Annotated in this window: 17 protein-coding genes; 6 read left to right on the forward strand and 11 right to left on the reverse strand. The window is 44.4% G+C overall.

The features are described from left to right. Positions 1 to 278 precede the first annotated feature (278 nt). Positions 279 to 4460 (forward strand): hybrid sensor histidine kinase/response regulator, encoded by a 4182-nt coding sequence (locus tag MUK70_RS06640; RefSeq protein ID WP_234656189.1) that lies wholly within the window; start codon positions 279 to 281, stop codon positions 4458 to 4460. A gap of 17 nt (positions 4461 to 4477) precedes the next feature. After that, complete coding sequence (locus tag MUK70_RS06645) at positions 4478 to 5440, forward strand: TraB/GumN family protein (RefSeq protein WP_234656188.1); 963 nt, start codon at positions 4478 to 4480, stop codon at positions 5438 to 5440. Between the two features lie 13 nt (positions 5441 to 5453). Here MUK70_RS06645 and MUK70_RS06650 read toward each other — a convergent pair whose 3' ends face one another. The 3 genes from MUK70_RS06650 to MUK70_RS06660 form a co-directional block, all read right to left on the reverse strand. Next, positions 5454 to 6203 (reverse strand): GIN domain-containing protein, encoded by a 750-nt coding sequence (locus MUK70_RS06650; protein WP_244784734.1) that lies wholly within the window; start codon positions 6201 to 6203, stop codon positions 5454 to 5456. Between the two features lie 135 nt (positions 6204 to 6338). Further along, on the reverse strand, positions 6339 to 6968 hold the full coding sequence (locus tag MUK70_RS06655; RefSeq protein ID WP_234656186.1) for a hypothetical protein: 630 nt from the start codon (positions 6966 to 6968) through the stop codon (positions 6339 to 6341). 55 nt (positions 6969 to 7023) lie between these two features. Then, on the reverse strand, positions 7024 to 7374 hold the full coding sequence (locus MUK70_RS06660; RefSeq protein WP_234604727.1) for a TfoX/Sxy family protein: 351 nt from the start codon (positions 7372 to 7374) through the stop codon (positions 7024 to 7026). A 185-nt stretch (positions 7375 to 7559) separates the two neighbouring features. Between MUK70_RS06660 and MUK70_RS06665 the strand changes: the two genes are divergently transcribed. Beyond that, the gene (locus MUK70_RS06665; RefSeq protein ID WP_234656185.1) at positions 7560 to 8348 is read left to right on the forward strand and encodes an alpha/beta fold hydrolase; all 789 of its coding nucleotides are present in this window, start codon (positions 7560 to 7562) and stop codon (positions 8346 to 8348) included. Positions 8349 to 8611: 263 nt separating this feature from the next. Then, complete coding sequence (locus MUK70_RS06670) at positions 8612 to 9199, forward strand: hypothetical protein (RefSeq protein WP_244784736.1); 588 nt, start codon at positions 8612 to 8614, stop codon at positions 9197 to 9199. Positions 9200 to 9404: 205 nt separating this feature from the next. Here MUK70_RS06670 and MUK70_RS06675 read toward each other — a convergent pair whose 3' ends face one another. The 7 genes from MUK70_RS06675 to MUK70_RS06705 form a co-directional block, all read right to left on the reverse strand. Beyond that, positions 9405 to 10226, reverse strand: a complete 822-nt coding sequence (locus MUK70_RS06675) for an NAD(P)H-binding protein (protein ID WP_234656183.1) — start codon at positions 10224 to 10226, stop codon at positions 9405 to 9407. A gap of 57 nt (positions 10227 to 10283) precedes the next feature. Beyond that, entirely contained in the window at positions 10284 to 11084 is an 801-nt protein-coding gene (locus tag MUK70_RS06680; protein WP_234656182.1) for a helix-turn-helix domain-containing protein, read from the reverse strand. Between the two features lie 310 nt (positions 11085 to 11394). Then, positions 11395 to 11781 carry a VOC family protein gene (locus tag MUK70_RS06685; protein WP_234656181.1) on the reverse strand — a complete coding sequence of 129 codons (387 nt, stop codon included), beginning with the start codon at positions 11779 to 11781 and terminating at the stop codon, positions 11395 to 11397. A gap of 40 nt (positions 11782 to 11821) precedes the next feature. Beyond that, a complete protein-coding gene (locus tag MUK70_RS06690) occupies positions 11822 to 12358 on the reverse strand; it encodes a DUF4199 domain-containing protein (protein ID WP_234656180.1) in 537 nt (178 codons plus the stop codon). Positions 12359 to 12477: 119 nt separating this feature from the next. Next, positions 12478 to 12948 carry a response regulator transcription factor gene (locus MUK70_RS06695; protein WP_244784738.1) on the reverse strand — a complete coding sequence of 157 codons (471 nt, stop codon included), beginning with the start codon at positions 12946 to 12948 and terminating at the stop codon, positions 12478 to 12480. Between the two features lie 239 nt (positions 12949 to 13187). After that, positions 13188 to 13793 carry a hypothetical protein gene (locus MUK70_RS06700; RefSeq protein ID WP_234656179.1) on the reverse strand — a complete coding sequence of 202 codons (606 nt, stop codon included), beginning with the start codon at positions 13791 to 13793 and terminating at the stop codon, positions 13188 to 13190. 113 nt (positions 13794 to 13906) lie between these two features. Further along, on the reverse strand, positions 13907 to 14371 hold the full coding sequence (locus MUK70_RS06705; protein WP_234604745.1) for a hypothetical protein: 465 nt from the start codon (positions 14369 to 14371) through the stop codon (positions 13907 to 13909). A gap of 144 nt (positions 14372 to 14515) precedes the next feature. On the opposite strand from MUK70_RS06705, the gene MUK70_RS06710 reads away from it, so the two are divergent. Together MUK70_RS06710 and MUK70_RS06715 are read left to right on the forward strand one after the other, a co-directional pair. Next, positions 14516 to 15322 (forward strand): metallophosphoesterase family protein, encoded by an 807-nt coding sequence (locus MUK70_RS06710; protein ID WP_234656178.1) that lies wholly within the window; start codon positions 14516 to 14518, stop codon positions 15320 to 15322. A 5-nt stretch (positions 15323 to 15327) separates the two neighbouring features. Beyond that, the gene (locus MUK70_RS06715; protein ID WP_234656177.1) at positions 15328 to 15924 is read left to right on the forward strand and encodes a hypothetical protein; all 597 of its coding nucleotides are present in this window, start codon (positions 15328 to 15330) and stop codon (positions 15922 to 15924) included. Positions 15925 to 15930: 6 nt separating this feature from the next. On the opposite strand, the gene MUK70_RS06720 is transcribed toward MUK70_RS06715, so the two are convergent. After that, the gene (locus MUK70_RS06720; protein WP_234656176.1) at positions 15931 to 17439 is read right to left on the reverse strand and encodes a PAS domain-containing protein; all 1509 of its coding nucleotides are present in this window, start codon (positions 17437 to 17439) and stop codon (positions 15931 to 15933) included. Positions 17440 to 17445: the final 6 nt, after the last annotated feature.

Consider the following 17445-nt stretch of genomic DNA (forward strand, 5'->3'; position numbering starts at 1 on the left):
CCTAGTGGATAACCGAGCGGCAGCGTGTAATTCCAAATGCGAGAATAGTGAAGGTAACAATTTTTACAATTTGTTAAAAAGCTGGCATAATTGGTCAACAATAATGTATGGAAGGTGTTTGCTTCTGTTTCGTGCAAAGTTCCATTATTCGCCTGTGATTCGTTTTATTGCTCAAAATTAACTAGCTTACGAAGTAATACTATACTAATGAACCAAGTATGTGGACAGGACTGGTTCGTTTAACCTTCTCCACTTTGAGATCCCAGCTAATCCAATTCATGAAGCTCCTACTATTGCTTTTTCTACCATTGCTAGTGAGTGGGCAGAGTTCTGGCTTTCGACAACTGACAACCAACAGCGGGCTTTCCCAAAACCACATCGGCTCAATTTTAATGGATAAAAAGGGCTTCATGTGGTTCGGCAGCGATGATGGGCTGAATATGTATGACGGGTATACTTTCAAACATTACAAGCATGATAAAACCGATAGCACCAGCATTGACGACAGTTACATTCAGGATATTCTGGAAGATGCCAAGGGTAATTTGTGGATAGCGACGTCAAACGGACTTAACCGCTTTGACAGGGCCAAGGCGAGCTTTCATCATTATTTCGATCCGTCCGACAGGCACAGTGTTAATGATATTTTTCAGGATCGTAAAGGCAGGATCTGGCTGGGCACAAACAATGGGTTGCTGCTACTTAACCCTGAAAAACGTACTTCCAGAATTTTCCTGCGCGTCGATAAAGACAAGCATTTGTACAAGCCACCTGCCCATATTTCCAGGATTATAGAGGATGATGGCGGTGTGCTATGGATAGGAACCGAGCAGGGACTATACCGATTTGATCCGGAAACATTTAAATACTCGGGCTATTTTAAAGGAAATGATGATAAAAACCTTCATTCCAGTTATATAAAGGCCCTTTTCAAGGATACTGCCGGTAACATCTGGATCGGTACGCATGGTGGTGGCTTGTCGGTGTTGAAACCGGGGAGCAATGCTTTCCAGACATTCCTGCACAATCCTTCCGATTCGCTGAGCCTTGGACACAACGACATCCTTTCGATTACCCAGAACCGGGACGGCAGGCTCTGGATCGGCACCGAGAATGGAGGGATCAGCATCTTTGATACATCCAAAGGCAACTTTACGACGATCCGGCATATTGATGGGGACAATACATCCATCAGCGACAATTCAGTCTATTGCATTTACCGCGACCGGATTGACAATCTATGGATCGGAACTTATGCAGGCGGGGTCAATTTTCTTCCCCGGTTTGGTAAAAAATTCACTTCATTCAGGAAAAATAATTTTAGCAGCAACAGCCTGAGTAACAATTTGGTGCTCGCTATCAGCGGAGATTCCAACGCTGACAAGATCTGGATTGGTACGGACGGGGGCGGGTTGAATTTGTTTGATAGAAAAACCCGGAAGTTTACTTCTTACCGGCACAGCGACAACAATCCCAACTCTCCCAGCAATGATTTTGTGATATCCATTATCAATATTTCGAAAGATGTCCTTGGGATAGCTTACCATATGGGAGGCTTTGATGTTTTCAATACGCGTACCGGAACATTCGAGCATCACATGCCAGATCCGAACGATTCTTCAAGTCTTTCGACTGCGGATGTAAACAACATTTTTAAAGATCGCGATGGCGGGATCTGGTTGGGGACCTGGAAAGGCGGACTGGATTATTACGATGTGAATACGGGTAAAATAAGGCACTATCAACATAGTCCGTTGGATAGTACGAGCATTAGCGGAAACATTGTTACCAAAGTTTTTCAGGACCGGGCAGGGAAAATCTGGGTTGGTACGTTTGAAGGGTTGAACCTTTTTGATCCGGTAAAAAAGACCTTCACAAGGTTTCAGAATAATATTAAAGACATAAATTCAATTTCCCATAATAAAATCCAGACTATCCAGCAGTCCGGTGATGGCACTTTATGGATCGGCACATTAGGGGGCGGTCTGAATCGTTTTAACCCTGTAACAAAATCCTTCACTGCCTACACCGAAAGGCACGGACTCTCCAGTAACGTGATCCATGCCATCATGGAAGACAAAAAGGGTCACCTGTGGCTCAGTACAAACAACGGAATATCCGAATTTGACCCGAGAAACAATACATTCAGGAAATTTGGGATAGCGGATGGTTTGCAGGGTAATGAGTTTAAAAGCAATTCTTTTTATAAAACTGCTGACGGGGAAATGTTTTTTGGAGGCGTAAGAGGGTTTACCACATTTTACCCGGATAAGCTGGTCGATAACACTTATGTGCCCCCCGTGTATCTGACCGATTTTTTGCTTTTTAACAAGCAGGCTTCCATTGCTCCAAACTCGCCCCTGACGTCCCATATCGCCGAGGTGAAAGAGATTAATCTGAGCTATAAGCATTCGGTTATATCATTTGAGTTTGCAGGATTAAATTATACTATGCCTGAAAAAAACCAGTACGCCTATCAGTTAAAGGGCTTTGACGCTGACTGGATTTACAGCGGAACAACGAGGAAAGCCACTTACACAAATCTGGACCCAGGTGATTACGTTTTTCAGGTGAAGGCAGCGAATAATGATGGATTATGGAATAATGAAGGGGTGCAGGTAAGCATTCACGTTGCGCCGCCGTTCTGGCAAACACTCTGGTTTCGCATTCTGGGAGGTGTTTTGGCCATAGGATTAATGTATTTTTTGTACTGGCTGCGTATGCGGGTAGTCAAAGAGCAGAAAAAGTTGCTGGTCAGGCAAGTTGAAGAAAGGACAAGGGAGGTCATCAAACAAAAACAGGAATTGCTGATGCAGTCTGACCGGCTGCTAGAACTGAACGACAAGTTACAGATCCAAAATAAGCAGGAACAACTGGCAAGGCAGGAAGCCGAAAAAGCAAATATGACCAAAAGCGTGTTTCTGGCTACCATGAGCCACGAGATCCGCACCCCGATGAACGGCGTTATAGGAATGGCCATGCTGCTGTCCCAAACTGAGCAGACCCGGGAGCAAGCAGAATATACCGAGACAATCATAAGCAGTGGCGACAGTTTACTCACGGTGATCAACGACATTCTGGACTTTTCGAAAATAGAGTCCGGCAATATGGAGCTGGAAATGATCAGTTTTGACCTGAGGGAATGCATAGAGGCAGTACTAGACCTTTTTTCTGCTAAGGCAGCTGCTATTGGGCTCGATCTGGTTTATGAAATTGATTTACAGGTCCCAAGCCAGATTATCGGGGACAGTCAAAGATTGAGGCAAATCCTGCTCAACCTGGTTGGCAATGCTATTAAATTTACATATCAGGGAGAGATCTTTATCAGCGTGCGGCTTTCGAGAACATTGAATGACCAGGACATAGAGCTCCGTTTTGAGATCCAGGACACGGGTATTGGCATTCCCGAGGATAAGCTTCACAAACTGTTCGTGGCGTTTTCGCAGGTAGATTCCTCGCATACAAGAAAGTACGGCGGCACAGGTCTGGGATTGATCATCAGCAAGCGGCTTGTGAACCTGATGGGTGGAGAGATAGGCGTGCAAAGCACCGTCAACAAAGGCACTTGTTTCTATTTTACGATTATTGCAAAAGCGAGTACGCAAACGACAAGACAATATGTGCTGTTAAATTCATCAGGAAATGGGGGGAAATCCGTTTTGCTGGTGGATGACAATAGTACTAATCTGCGCATCTTAAAATCGCAGATGGAAGAATGGAAACTGGTGCCCAGCCTGGCTTCATCAGGGGAGCAGGCATTGAAAATTCTTGAAAGCGGATCAAAATTCAACCTTGTAATTACCGATCAGCAAATGCCTGAAATGGATGGTATTGATCTTGCCTCAAATATTAAGCGGAAGTATCCGTCTCTGCCTATATTCCTGCTCAGCTCGGTGGGCGATGATACGGGCCGGAACCGCAAGGATCTGTTCGCAGCTGTATTGACCAAGCCTGTGAGACATCATGATCTGGGCCGCATGATTCAGATGGAACTCAAACCGCAGCGTGAACCGATCATGCTCGAAAATGAACGATTGTCTCCGGTGCTTTCAACAGACTTCGCGGCACTTTATCCGTTGCACATTCTGATGGCTGAGGACAATCTGGTCAACGAAAAACTGTTTGCCAATATTTTGAAAAAGCTCGGATATGCCCCGTTGATCAGCAGAGATGGCAAAGAGGCATTCGACATGGTCATGGCCGAACGGTTTGACGCCGTGTTCATGGATGTTCAAATGCCTGAAATGGACGGCTTTGAAGCTACCCGTCTAATCCGGGAGAAAGCGGTTGATCAGCCTTTCATCGTGGCCATGACAGCAAACGCCATGCGCGAGGACCAGGAGGCTTGTATCCAAGCCGGTATGGATCATTACATATCCAAGCCGTTGCGTATCGAGGAGGTCAAGAACGCATTAAGCAAGGCTTACGCCAATAAGGTTAAGGTCGAAAGTTTCAGATAATCAGGACCTCTTCCCAAATGCGGTTCGACGCGTCGAGCACTCAGCATTTATCTTGTCATGTGCCTCTTACTCTTTTGGTTGTAATGAGAAATACTTTACTTGGGTTAAATATTAGTTGCTTAAAGATGAAACAACTTTTGATGACTGGCTATTTTGCCATCTTCCTTCTGCCAATAGTCGTTTTAGGTCAGAAAAACGAGTCTGTAGTGTGGGAAGTATCGGGTAATGGATTATCTAAAAGTTCTTATTTGTTTGGTACGGTTCATATTGCTTCGGCAAAATTGCTGCAACGCTTTCCGAAGGTTATGAATATTGCAAAGTCGTCTGATTTTGGATTGTTTGAAAAAGGTGGGAACGTGATCGGTAATGTTCAGGATGCGGATATTTATTCGCCGCCGCTGGATTCCATTTTTACAAAAAGCGAGTATGCCCTTGTTGACAGTTTTTTCACCGCTTCGTCGTATGGCAGCATCAAGCCACACAACAATAGTGCATCATTAGTCGGGATGGCGCAGGCGGTGATGATGATCAAAAAAGAGGAAACAAAAGATCAGGATATGACATTCGACGACTTCCTTCACTTCGAAATGCAGCGTTTGAATAAACCGACTTTTCAGCTTGATGAAACCGGTCAAATGGCGCGCCAGGAAGCAAAGGCGGATCATCGGAAAGTTGCCGAGGTAATTGTCGTTCTGATTAAAAATGATCTTAAAGAAGAAGAGATTACCACCCCGGACTTATATGATCCGAAAACTTATAACGAATCGTTGAGGAACGATTTGATGCTTGACCAGGAAGCAACTGCATATCTCAAAGATAATACCATGGAAAGACATGCATTGTGGCTGCCCAAAATTCTACCGAAAATGCGCGAAGGTTCATGTTTGGTCACTGTCGGCCTCGCACATTTGAAATACAAAACAGGCTTAATTCAGTTACTTCGGGAGAAGGGATTTGTTGTTAGAGAGGTTGAGTTATAGGGTATTTTCTTGTTTAATTAAAGTTATAGAGATCAACGTTTTGATTAAAGAATTTCAAGGATGTCATTTGATCTATTGACGGGTAAATAATATTTGGCTTCGCATTTCCTATATTTTCCAATGTGCTTTCAGCAAATAATTTGGCTGTAAGTTGCTCTGAAACATTTAATTCTGCCCTGCAATGCGTTTCTTCAATCAAGGTCAAATCATTCACCAGCAGTTTCTTAGCATTTAAAGTGCTCTTTGTGAATAATTGTGCGTGCGCAATGTTGGTTGATCCGCTAAGCTTTGCGTTACAGGATGTTGCCATCCTTAAATCCAGGAAATTCAGTTTAACCGTACCCTCAATGGATGATTTAGTTTGAAGCTTTATAAGCAGCGAATCATTTTCCAGTGGAGAAAGCAATCTTATGTTGGAAGCGCTACCCAGTATACTATTCAAATTGCTGAAAGTCAGTGTAATTTTAGGATTTTCAATGTTTCTTAATGCCTGTTTCCTATCAAATTGGATAACAAGTGTGTCTCCTTCAACTTTGCTTATGATATGCTCGATAATGTTTGATTCCGCGGTTAAAGAAACTGAATGCATTTTGCCTCTTTGTAAATCCACGTCCAGGGCGACAATTCTCAAATGATTAAAACTTGGAACCTCGCGACTCAGATTTATCAGCTGCTTATTGCCTATAATTTCTGTTTTCAAACCTTGACCAGCCACGCTGCTACACATTAGTGCGAATAAGGACACATAAAATAGATTTTTCACAGTTTGATTATTTAGATGTACTTCAATAATACAACTTTTTATAAAATTAGTCAAATTGAAATTTGATATTCGTATTGTGTTTTCCAAGCTATGCGCACCTAACAAAGCCCGGGATCATTGAAGGTGTGTCTTTCGCTAAAATCGTTTCCCAATTGAAAAAGAAAATTGCGGAAATATGACGTCTCCGTTCGTATCCAATTGCAGGCCCGCCAGCGCGCCAGCTATAATATTTCTCTTGAATGTATATCTGGCAAATAACTGTGTTAGTGCAACAGCGGCAATTGTACGTTGAGGTTCAGTGTTCCGAAGAATCCTGAGTGGTATAGGATAACCGGTAAGGGCAGGAAAAAGAATCTCTCTGTCATCAGCCAACGAAGTTGATTGATACCGGGCACCAACGCCTAGCTTGATTCCGTAATCAGCGTTTTTTGTCCGGGCTGCATGATAGCCGATTTTTCCCGCCAGTTGCATTCCCGCTGTTGTAAATCTGTAAGACATGTCTTCCTGGGGGAAATTATCCAGCTGTACCAGCAATTGATCTTCGCCATCATGAATGGTCATCGCCAGTTCAGTAGACCATGACAGCTTTGGGCGAAATAGCTTTTCATATTCAAAGCCAACCATTAACCCATATAAATCGCCGGTGCCGTTTTTCCCGGCTCCAAGTTGAGCGCTGATCATTTGCCCGGGCAACTCGCGAAGACCTTGCCCAAGCACACATATATGTATAATAGAGCCAACAATCACTAAAAGTATTTTTTTCATATCAAGTATTTTAAGCTTGTCTTTACTACTTAATCTTTCCGTTGATCCAAAATACTCATGACGATTTCTTCTTCGAGGAAACGGCCTTGTCGTTATAGTCAAGACAGAGTTTTATCCAGAATTCGAAATTCCTGTTACTTTCATAACCGATTTTATCGACATAGCAATATCCATTTAACATTTTGCCGTTCATGATCATGGGCTGAAAACCGGTTTTTTCAGAAAGCTGTTCGATGAGTTGAGGGTCATAGCGGCACATGAGCTGATTGCCACTCACGTTAATACACATTTTGCCATTGACCATAAATGCCAGCCCGCCGAACATGCTCTTTTCTTCAATGTGAATACCAGTTACCTCACTAAGATATTCACGAACACGGTTAGCCAGGCTGTAATCATATGCCATATAATTTCCGTTTTTTGAATGAGAAGTTTGTCTGTTTATTGATTTTTGGGATAGCGCTAAAACCTGGGACGCTGCTAATTAACAGCTTATGTTTAAGAAGATTGATTGCTAAATTTATATATTAGCTTGCGCATTGCCACCAGAATATCCTGATTTAATTAAGTCTGACGAAAGCATTCAGAAATATGAAAACGGAGATCCCAACGCCCTTTAAGGGTTGTTCGCCAGTCAATGGCCTTAAAATGTATTACGAAATCCACGGCGAAGGGAAACCGCTTGTGTTGATTCACGGTGGCGGATCTACAATTGAAACAACGTTTGGCCGGGTGCTGGACGAACTCGCTAAAAATTACCAGGTGATCGCTGTTGAACTGGAAGCACATGGAAGGACCGGCGATAGGGGAGTGCCGCTCAGTTTTGAGCAGGACGCGGACGACGTGGCTGGTTTGCTTAAAAATCTGAATATTCAAAAGGCGGATATTTTTGGATTCAGCAACGGAGGCACAACCGGCTTTCAAATTGCCATACGCCATCCCGAAATTGTAAACAAACTCATCGTCGCTTCGGCCATTTTCAAAAAGGGCGGAGCGCCGGAAGTGATCTGGGATTTCATACGGAACGGGAGCCTGGATAGTATGCCGCAACAATTGAAAGACGGATTCAAGGAAGTTAATCAAAATGCGCAGGCCCTCCACACAATGTTCACACGCGATCAGGAGCGGATGAACACATTTAAGGACATTTCCGAACATTTGATTGCCGGTATCAAAGCCAAAACATTGATCCTGGTGGGCGATAACGACGTCACAAAGCCTGAACACGCACTGGAAATGCACCGCCTGATCGCAGGCTCCGAACTGATGATCATCCCCGGCGGCCACGGCGACTACATCGGCGAAATCACCACACTCGGCAACGGTCCCACTGCATACAGCCATGTTACAGGGCTGATCGAGCGGTTTTTGACAGATTAACCTACACAATTTTACACGCGCCTTCGGAATTGCCGTAAGAACATTTAAATGATCTGCTGGCTTAAAAAGTGCTCTCAGGCCCTCTCAGAGCACCTGTATACTTTATGTATACCTGCCCGATTGCGCCTGTTCACCTTTTATGCACCCCTGAAAATAGGCGCGGCAGCACGTGACCGCTAAGTTTGCATTGTCTTAACCAAGAGCAGAAATCGGGTTAGGCATTTGCAAACCATAATTTTTTAAAAGCAAAAAATCTAAATGCCATGAAAAATTTTATCCTTACTGCCGCTTACGTTATTCTATCCTTTTTTCTTTTCTGCTGCAATGAACCTGATCCGCAGCCATCATCCGCTCAGGGCGCTGAGTATATGGCTGAGGCGCAGTCCGTGCCAGTTACTGCTGCTATGCAGATTGGCGGAGATCCCACAACTGACCGCCCGCCACTGCGAAGTAAATTCGAGTGGAAGCTTATGACCACGGCAACGCTGCCCTACAAAAAAGGATTAAAACTCACTGCCCCGTTTGCCGTGGTCAACGAAGATGCCGGGGACATTAGCTGGGGTAGGTATTACGGCTGTTACGATGAGTTAAAGGCCTTGACGATGCCTTTTGCTGAATTAGGTGTTGTTGACGTAAAAACCGTTACGACAGAGTCACTCAAACCAAAAACCTATTATAAAGGATGGATATCCACGGCACCGGCCAATTCAACATTCTGGGAGAATGAAATGCCTGATGGCGCCGTATTAGCATTCAAGGATAGCAAAGGGAAGTTCGCGCTAGTAAAGATCAAAAGCACGTATCCGCTTGTTCTGGAAATCTACTTCGAGCATTACTACACGATTTATTGAGCGATGATTTTATTCTGTTAAGCAGTAATCGCGTGGTTTTGAAGGCCACTCACATGATATCTGCGGCTAGACAGATGTGGAAGAAGTCCTGGATTTTGTGAATCAGTGGGCGGAGTTGTATAGAATTCAAATGGTGTAACGCGGCAAAATGGCGGCAAAGCCAGGCAGTTTGGCCTGGCTTTGCCACTATGTCGTTAATTACTTACTATGCCGGCTGGCTCCAAATGCCAGTTAAGGCTGTCTTCCTGACAAATTCAGAGAAATCCGTCGGCTTTCTTCCTAATGCATCTTCCACACCTCCGGATAAATATTCGTTACGTCCGTCCAGCACTTCGGTAAATAAGTATTTTAACAGCGAGATGATGTCTGCCGGAACGTGATATTTTTTGAGCACTGCAACATATTCCTCTGGTGTGATTTCCTGATATACAATGTTCCGATCCGTTGCTTTGGCTATTTCCTGAACCGCTTCACCGAAAGTCATGAGCCTTGGACCGGTGACTTCGTACACTTTGCGGCTGTGTTTACCATCGGTAAGGGCGGCAACTGCCACATCTGCTATATCATCCGTATCAATAAAAGGCTCGCGCATACCGCCCACGGGCAACATAACGTAGCCAGCGGCAACCGCGTCGACCAAAAAGCTTTCACTGAAATTCTGGTTGAAAAAACTGGCGCGCACAATGGTCCAGTCCAGGCCGGAGGCCATTACGATCTGCTCACATTCCTGCGCTTCTTCTTCGCCGCGTCCCGAAAGTAAAACCAGCTTTGTAACGCCAGCATCTGCTGCTGCTTTTGTGAAAGAGCCTATTCGCGCTGTTGCGCCAGGCGCGGCAAGGTCGGGTTGATATGAAACGTAGACCTGGTCAACGCCTTCGAGTGCGGCGTTCCAGGTTGATGTGTCTTCCCAATCGAACGCCGGCGAAGCTGAGCGCGAGCCGATTCTTATATCCGCATTGTGGCTTTGTAATCTTTCTGCGACCTTCCGGCCTGTTTTTCCGTTTCCTCCTAATACCAGAGTTTTCATGAGCTAATTGTTTTGATTCAATATTAATTTTGATCAAAACTACTGCCGGGGAAAACCCTAAACTTGGATAAAACCGTCAGATGATTTGTTTTCTGAAATTTTTTTCGATTTGTAAGCGCGTGGTGTAATGCTGGTGAATTCCTTGAAGTTTCGTACGAAATGAGATTGATCCGAATATCCATTCTCGTAAGCAACATCGGATAATTTCTCGTAAGCGCCCTTGTCCATTTGTCGGATGGACGAATGAAAGCGGATGATCTTTGAAAATAATTTGGGCGGAACACCAACTTGCCTGGAAAATTTCCGTTCGAATGTACGCTCCGACATTTCCGTGGTTTCCTGCAAGTCTTTAATCGTATAGGTGCCGTTGGAACTCATAATAAAAGTCGTCATATGCTGAATTTGCAGGTCCGTATTAGCAGAAGAGGCTTGTTTTGTGAGGAATGTCTCCATGATCCGGACCTGTTCTTCCGTAGAAACAGCCTGGGCCAGTTCGCTTTCAACTTCTTTGGAGCAGGCCGAATAAGTGCGCATATCTAGGCAAGTGTCGGTTAATTCACTGGCGTTAAGGCCAAACAATGCATGAATCGCGTACGGATACAACACAAATACGATCATTTTGTAACTGCCCGAACATTTCATTTCAATCGGCTTTACCGTTTGACCATACAAAAGGAAGCTGGATAATGCTTTGTCCCCGATGAAGACCCCGGATTCTGTTTGCTGAAACATCAGGCCGGAACAGCCGTCTGCAAAAAATTTGAGTGAATGATCTGTTTTGTCAATGTCCTGGTTTTCCAGGATCCAAATGTTCTTAATGTACTTGCTTAGTGCTGATCTTCTGATAATTGGCTTCATGGCTGGGCTGTATAGTTTTAAAGTGTAAGCAATAATGTCCGTTCAGGTTTTTATCCTGGTAAATATAAGAACCGGCTGCTCTCGCAAATTGAACAAAACCGACAAATCGGCGGCTATTTACCGATTACTAACTGAGCCCCGCCAGTCAATCAACGGCTTTGACAACAAATTGCTATTAGCGTTTATTTGTAACGGCTTAATAAAGTTCTGGTACACACACTATATTTCACTATGCATACACTATACTTTTTTTGGATATCACAGTCATACAAGTTCCCGATTTTGCCCAAAGCGCCGGGTGTAACATACATTAATGTTGCTCGGCAATTTGAATCAGGTTTCCACAGGTGTCTTCAAATATAGCAATGGTGACATTGCCCATTTTTACCGGCTCACCTTTGAATTTCACGCCGAGCTCCAAAAGCTTGTCGTAGGTTTCCTGAATATCATCCACGCCAAACATGGTTGCTGGAATGTTGGCATCAAATAGTTCTTTCTGATAAACCCTGGCCGGGCCAAAAGCCATCGGTTCAAGCAACAGCTCGACGCTGTGCTCGTCTTCCGGTGACACCACAGTCAGCCAATTATATTCTCCAACGGGGATATCCGATTTCACCCGGAAGCCTAATTTTTCCGTGTAAAAATTTCTAGCTTTTTCCTGGTCATCGACCATAACGCTTGTTACAATAATTTTCATTTTAATTATATGTTTGGTTCAAATTAGAAAGTGAGACGGATCAGATGATGGGAAGCGATTGCGATGGTTTCTTTTTGAGAATCAATGCGCTAAGTAGTGAGACAATAAGACCGATCGGCAAGATTTCAGCATAGGTAAAAAGAATGACCATCAGCGGGCTCTTGTACATTTCACGGTAGCCGTCCATTTCAACGGACTTTTCCTGTAATTCCTGCGCGGTCGCTCCTTCACGTTGCAATTCGCGCATGACGTGTGTTGTGTAGCGTTCCATAAATTCCGGGACGAACAAATAATAATCGATTAGCCAGACGATTACGTAGACAGTGGAAGCAATTAATGTAATGAGTAAGCCAATCTGCAGGGCCTTTCCAAATGTGACAAAGCCGCCATTGAATTTGTCCCTGAAATTTTTTATACCCACAAAAATCAAGGAAAAAGAAAGGAGCATAGCCGCATAGCCTAGCAGCATATTGCCTTCAAAATCACTCGTTGAATAGCATACGGCAACGGACGAAACCATGAATGTGGATACAATGATCCCGGATATCAGGCCGCAGACTACAATAATCTTTTTCATAAAAGCGATCGTTTAATTAGGTTGTGCTGCAAAATAGAAGACCTGACCGCCAATTTAACTCATACTTTCGGGTGATTTTTAGAATGGATTCGATAATTCATACAAAAGTATGACTTCGCTTATGGGATGAGGCTCAGCCTTTTGGCTTTTTCGACAGCTTGCGTGCGACTTTTCACTTCCAGCTTTTCAAATAGTTTGGAGGAATGTGTTTTTATGGTGTTGAGTGAAACGAAAAGCGCACCAGCTATTTCCTGATTGCTCAATCCTTCCGCAATAAGGCCGAGGACTTCGAGCTCTCTTTTGCTCAAACCCAGCCGCGCTTGTTCCCGCGCATTGAATTGGAAATCTTCCGCTTTAATAAAAACTTCCTTTTCGACGATAACGGTCTCGACTTCCGGTTTCATCAGTTTGAGTGCGAGCCAAATGCCCAGACCAGTAAAAAGGAGTGCTATGGCGCCCGCATAGATCTCGAAAATGTGGTTAATAATAATGAAGCGAAGTTCCAGCCACTTCAACAAGAACAACAACAAGGCCAGTGAAATGCCGTATAGAATGGTCGGTTTGTGTTTGTTAAAAAGCGCCCGGTTCATCAATGAATAGTTTTTCCGTTGTAAGCACTTCAAAAATACTATTTATGCTTATTCAGGAGGACACCTATTTCAAAGTCTTGAACACGGTTAAGTATAGGTTAGTAACAGCGCCTTTCATACCCTAATAATAAGCTTCCCACATATCATACTTATTATTAATAATATAAATATAAAAAGTATTTTATGTATCATAAAAAAAGCCGTGCATTTATGCACGGCCCCTTTACTGCTTCCTCAATCTATTTCGAGATAAATTTGTTAAAACGGCTTTCCTTCCCGTCTGCCGTCTCTGTTTGATGCAGGAATTGAAGATTTCCCTCGTCAAATTTCTGGAAGAATTCGTCCCAGCTGATTTCCTCTAGCGTGTCATCTCCTGAATATCCAGGGAAGTCAATTCGGAGTATTCCGGCATCGGATTTCTTTTTATTGGTGCCTTTAACAGTTGCCGGCTTTCCGCCGCGCTGTTCTACCCAGGCACGGATCTCATCGTGATTGGTCGTTGTATTGGATTTGGAATCCGAGTCGCTGGCCTTTTTACCACTACTTTTAGAAGTGCTTTTCGGCGCTGACTTGGCGGCCGTTTTTGCCGCAGGTTTATCGGCGCTTTTTGTGGCTCCTTTCTCCGTGTCTGCCTTCTTTGCAGCCGTTTTTGTTTCTGCCTTATCGGCAGTTGCTTTCTTTGGAGCTGTTTTCGTTTCAGCTGTTTTCGTTGCAGATTTATCTGCGGACGCTTTCTTTGGAGCTGTTTTTGTCTCGCCTTTTGCAGCGGTCGATTTGGACGCTGTTTTGGTTGCCCCCTTTGGTGCGGTTTTCTTTGTATTGGTTTTTGCTGTTGCAGTAGCCATGGTTTTTTCTAATTTGTTGATGTATATATTATATAAAAAAGCATGCCGAGCAATGACAAAAAAAGGTGCATCCAACTGAATGGATACACCCGTGAAAGAAGGGGGTCATGTGATTAGTTTGAAGAAGCCCCGCCTTGCATATTGGCTAATTTCGCTTCATCGTCAGCAATTCTTCTTCTTAGTGACTCAATATCTTTTTTCAGGTCGTCGAGATGGTCTGAGGCCTTTCTGGCGCGTTTTGCATCTTTTCTGGCACCGCTTGCGCTGTTCCCGGCTCGCCTGGCTAATTTTTTGTCCTGCGGATCGCTGCCTAATCTTTCAGCATTCTTCTGGTTGTCATCGGCTGAACGCTGCGCTTGTTCGGCTGTTTTTTCGACCTCGCGTGTTGCGCTTTCCAGCTCATTTTCGAGCTTTGCCAGTTCCAATTTGCGTTCATTCAATTTTTTGCTAATCTCAATGTTCTCTTTTTGCTCTTTGAGCATATTTAGAGAATCCTTGGAAACAACCTGGGCAGCTAGCGGCAGGGTAATAGAGAGGAGCCCCAGCATTGTGAGTATTCCGATGGTTTTTATTTTCATAACATTTTAGAGTAAGATTACCAGCACATTGCAATAATCGTGCCCAAAAATATTGTTTTTAAGCTGGCTGAAAAGGCTTTTTTTAGGAATTATAACTTTGCGTTTATGGTTGACAGGTTATTGCTACTAAAAATTAGCCATACATTGAAAAATTCTCTAAAAGCATTATTGCTCGCTTTGGGAATGACTCTGACAGCCTGCGAGGGCGTATTTCAGTACAATCCCAATCAAGTAATCTTTAAGGATAGCGAGACCAATCTAAATCAGAAAAATATTGAGCGTATCAAAGCCATTCCGTTGAAAGACACGGTTCGGTTTATCCTTATGGGCGATACGCAGCGCTGGTATGACGAAACGGACGCGTTTATAAAAAGCGCCAACAGCCAGAAAGACATTGCATTTGTGCTGCATGCAGGCGACATCTCCGACTTCGGCCTTTCGCAGGAGTTTAAGTGGGTGAATGAGATCATGATCAAACTGAAATGCCCTTACCTGACCGTCATTGGCAATCATGACCTCGTTGCTAACGGTCCGGCAGCCTACCGGAAGATTTACGGGCCGATGGATTACTCGTTTGAGTACGGCGATAACAAATTCATCTTTATTAATACAAATTCGCGTGAGTACATCTTCAATGGTGCGGTTCCGGATTTGAACTGGCTGAAATCTCAGCTAGCCGATAATCACGATAACAAAAATGCAATCGTCGTTGCGCACATTCCGCCTTTCGACGGCGATTTTGATCCCAAGTTACAAGAGGGTTACGCCGGGCTTTTGGCCAACGATCCCAATGTAAAATTCACGCTTTACGGTCATCAGCATACATTCAGGGACGGAGATTTCTATGGGGACGGCGTTCACTATTACCTTACAACCAGCACCGGTGAACGTGGCTACTGGCTTTTTACAACCTGGAAGGGTGGTTACAAAGCAGAAAAGATGACATACTGATTGCCATGAAAAAATTATCTTTACTCCTGTTCCTCATAATGCCCCTTTTTTCAGCCGCTCAAATCGAGGATGAGCTGGATTCAACGCGGAAGTGGTTTTTGCCGGATCATTTGAAATTGCAGTTTGCGGGTAACATCGGCTTTTTGTCAGGAGGTCCTGGTTACATTTCCAATAATAAGACATTAGAAACGGATCTGCTTTTTGGCTTTTTGCCTCAAAAGTTTGGCGGCGACCAGCTGATCACTACCACTTTAAAAACCACTTATTCTCCTTGGAGCATTCCTTTAAAGAATAGTTATTATATCAAACCATTTTCGATCGGATTTTATCTGAGCTACACTTTCGGGACGCAGTTTGATACCAAACTTCCGTCACATTATCCAGTCGGCTATTACTGGTGGGCCACCTCATTCAGGCCCGGCGCTTATATAGGAGGAAAGTTGGGAAAGGATTTGGTTGTAAATAAAAGGCAGAGGTCGATAGAAATGTATTACGAGCTCGGCACTTATGATCTTTTGCTGATCAGCTATGTACAGAACACGGGCTATCTGAAACCTTCGGACATTGTGAATCTGGCGATCGGGTTGCGGTTCGGTTTGTGATCCTGCTCACTCCGTTTTCTCCGATATGTCACGAATGACTTCGTCCAGTTCTTTTGCCGATAACAGCAAATGATCCAGCAGCTCATTCTTCTCGATATCGGTATGGGGATAATTTTTGATCAGATCAATTATGCCCATGAGGCGCGCGAGCGGTGCCCGGACCACGTGCGATTGCATATAGGCGATCTCTTGTAGTTTAAGCTCCTCCCGTTGCTGCCGTGACCTGCTTGAAATAATGATTTCAGATTTTTTCTTGTTTTCCAAAATCATTTTCAAAATCGCAACCGCGCGATCTATCACCTTCATCTCGTTCTCATCGGGCGTTTTAATGTGGTCATAGTAAATGGCAAATGTGGCCGTCACATTACCATCAGAATCCATTATAGGGTGTGACCAGCACGAATAAAGCTGGTGTGGGATTGCCAAATGTGCGTATCTGGCCCACCGTGGATCGTTCGCAATGTCGCTGACGATGACTTTTTCCTTTAAATATGCAGCAGTGCCGCAAGATCCGCTGTCAGGCCCAATTAGTAGCCCTTCAATGGCCCGGATGTAAGGCGCTGGCAGGCTGGGAGAGCACCAGTTGCTTAATCTTCCGTCGACGATGCCCACTATGGAACATTTCATGAGCGGATATATCTGCTCGATGCCCAGCAAATATTGCGACAGCAATTTTTTCAGTGAATGTTCCGTCGTAGCGTTCTGATCGAGGACGGTTTTTTCTAAGCTTTCGAGGATTTCGAAGCGTTTTGTTTCGGTAATATCCACCATCACGCCCCGTAACAGCGTAGGCACTCCGTCCGTTTTAATCACAGACACAATATCTTTCAGCCAGACGATTTTACCATCGGCCGAAATAATCCGGTAATCGAAAATATGGTTTCTTCCTTCCTGCGCTTGCCGGTGGCAGTAGCCGACTGCCTGGTCGCGGTCGTCGGGGTGAATGCGGCTCTGCCAGAAATTTTTTTTGTTGATCCATTCTTCTGGTGCGTAACCCAGAATACGCATCGATTGGTCGCTCACAAATGTAAATGCCAATGTAGACACATCGGCTTCCCAAACTATGCCGTCCACGGTCTGTAAAAGTGATTCGAACCGGTTTCGGGATTCCAGCAACCCCAGTTCAGCCACTTTGCGGTCATGAATATCCTGGATTGCTCCATAGATCCGGACGCATTGCCCGTCCCGCAATTCTGATTTGCCGCTTACCCTGATCCAGCGGGCATTTCCTTTTGCTGTTTCAATGATCGCCTCGATATCAAAAAGGGACCCGTCGCTAATGGTTTTTTGCACAGCCTGCGCAACCAACTCGCGGTATTCCTGTTTGTAGAAGTTCATGGCAGCGGTGTACTCCGGCTGATAGTCGGGACTCACTTCATGAATTTCTTTGACTAAATCGGACCACATGACGGAATTGGTAAGCAAATCTGATTCCCAACTTCCTACTCGTGCTATGCGTTGTGTCTCGCACATGGTCTTATCGCCGACCATACCATTAACAAGGCTCAAATCCATGTATGT

It is taken from the genome of Dyadobacter chenwenxiniae (assembly GCF_022869785.1).
GTDB lineage: Bacteria > Bacteroidota > Bacteroidia > Cytophagales > Spirosomataceae > Dyadobacter > Dyadobacter chenwenxiniae.

Coding starts and splice junctions, on each gene's coding strand:
- MUK70_RS06640 (WP_234656189.1), top strand. CDS start 279: ATGAAGCTCCTACTATTGCTTTTTCTACCATTGCTAGTGAGTGGGCAG.
- MUK70_RS06645 (WP_234656188.1), top strand. CDS start 4,478: ATGCGGTTCGACGCGTCGAGCACTCAGCATTTATCTTGTCATGTGCCT.
- MUK70_RS06655 (WP_234656186.1), bottom strand. CDS start 6,968: ATGAAAAAAATACTTTTAGTGATTGTTGGCTCTATTATACATATATGT.
- MUK70_RS06660 (WP_234604727.1), bottom strand. CDS start 7,374: ATGGCATATGATTACAGCCTGGCTAACCGTGTTCGTGAATATCTTAGT.
- MUK70_RS06665 (WP_234656185.1), top strand. CDS start 7,560: ATGAAAACGGAGATCCCAACGCCCTTTAAGGGTTGTTCGCCAGTCAAT.
- MUK70_RS06670 (WP_244784736.1), top strand. CDS start 8,612: ATGAAAAATTTTATCCTTACTGCCGCTTACGTTATTCTATCCTTTTTT.
- MUK70_RS06675 (WP_234656183.1), bottom strand. CDS start 10,226: ATGAAAACTCTGGTATTAGGAGGAAACGGAAAAACAGGCCGGAAGGTC.
- MUK70_RS06680 (WP_234656182.1), bottom strand. CDS start 11,084: ATGAAGCCAATTATCAGAAGATCAGCACTAAGCAAGTACATTAAGAAC.
- MUK70_RS06685 (WP_234656181.1), bottom strand. CDS start 11,781: ATGAAAATTATTGTAACAAGCGTTATGGTCGATGACCAGGAAAAAGCT.
- MUK70_RS06690 (WP_234656180.1), bottom strand. CDS start 12,358: ATGAAAAAGATTATTGTAGTCTGCGGCCTGATATCCGGGATCATTGTA.
- MUK70_RS06695 (WP_244784738.1), bottom strand. CDS start 12,948: ATGAACCGGGCGCTTTTTAACAAACACAAACCGACCATTCTATACGGC.
- MUK70_RS06700 (WP_234656179.1), bottom strand. CDS start 13,793: ATGGCTACTGCAACAGCAAAAACCAATACAAAGAAAACCGCACCAAAG.
- MUK70_RS06705 (WP_234604745.1), bottom strand. CDS start 14,371: ATGAAAATAAAAACCATCGGAATACTCACAATGCTGGGGCTCCTCTCT.
- MUK70_RS06715 (WP_234656177.1), top strand. CDS start 15,328: ATGAAAAAATTATCTTTACTCCTGTTCCTCATAATGCCCCTTTTTTCA.
- MUK70_RS06720 (WP_234656176.1), bottom strand. CDS start 17,439: ATGGATTTGAGCCTTGTTAATGGTATGGTCGGCGATAAGACCATGTGC.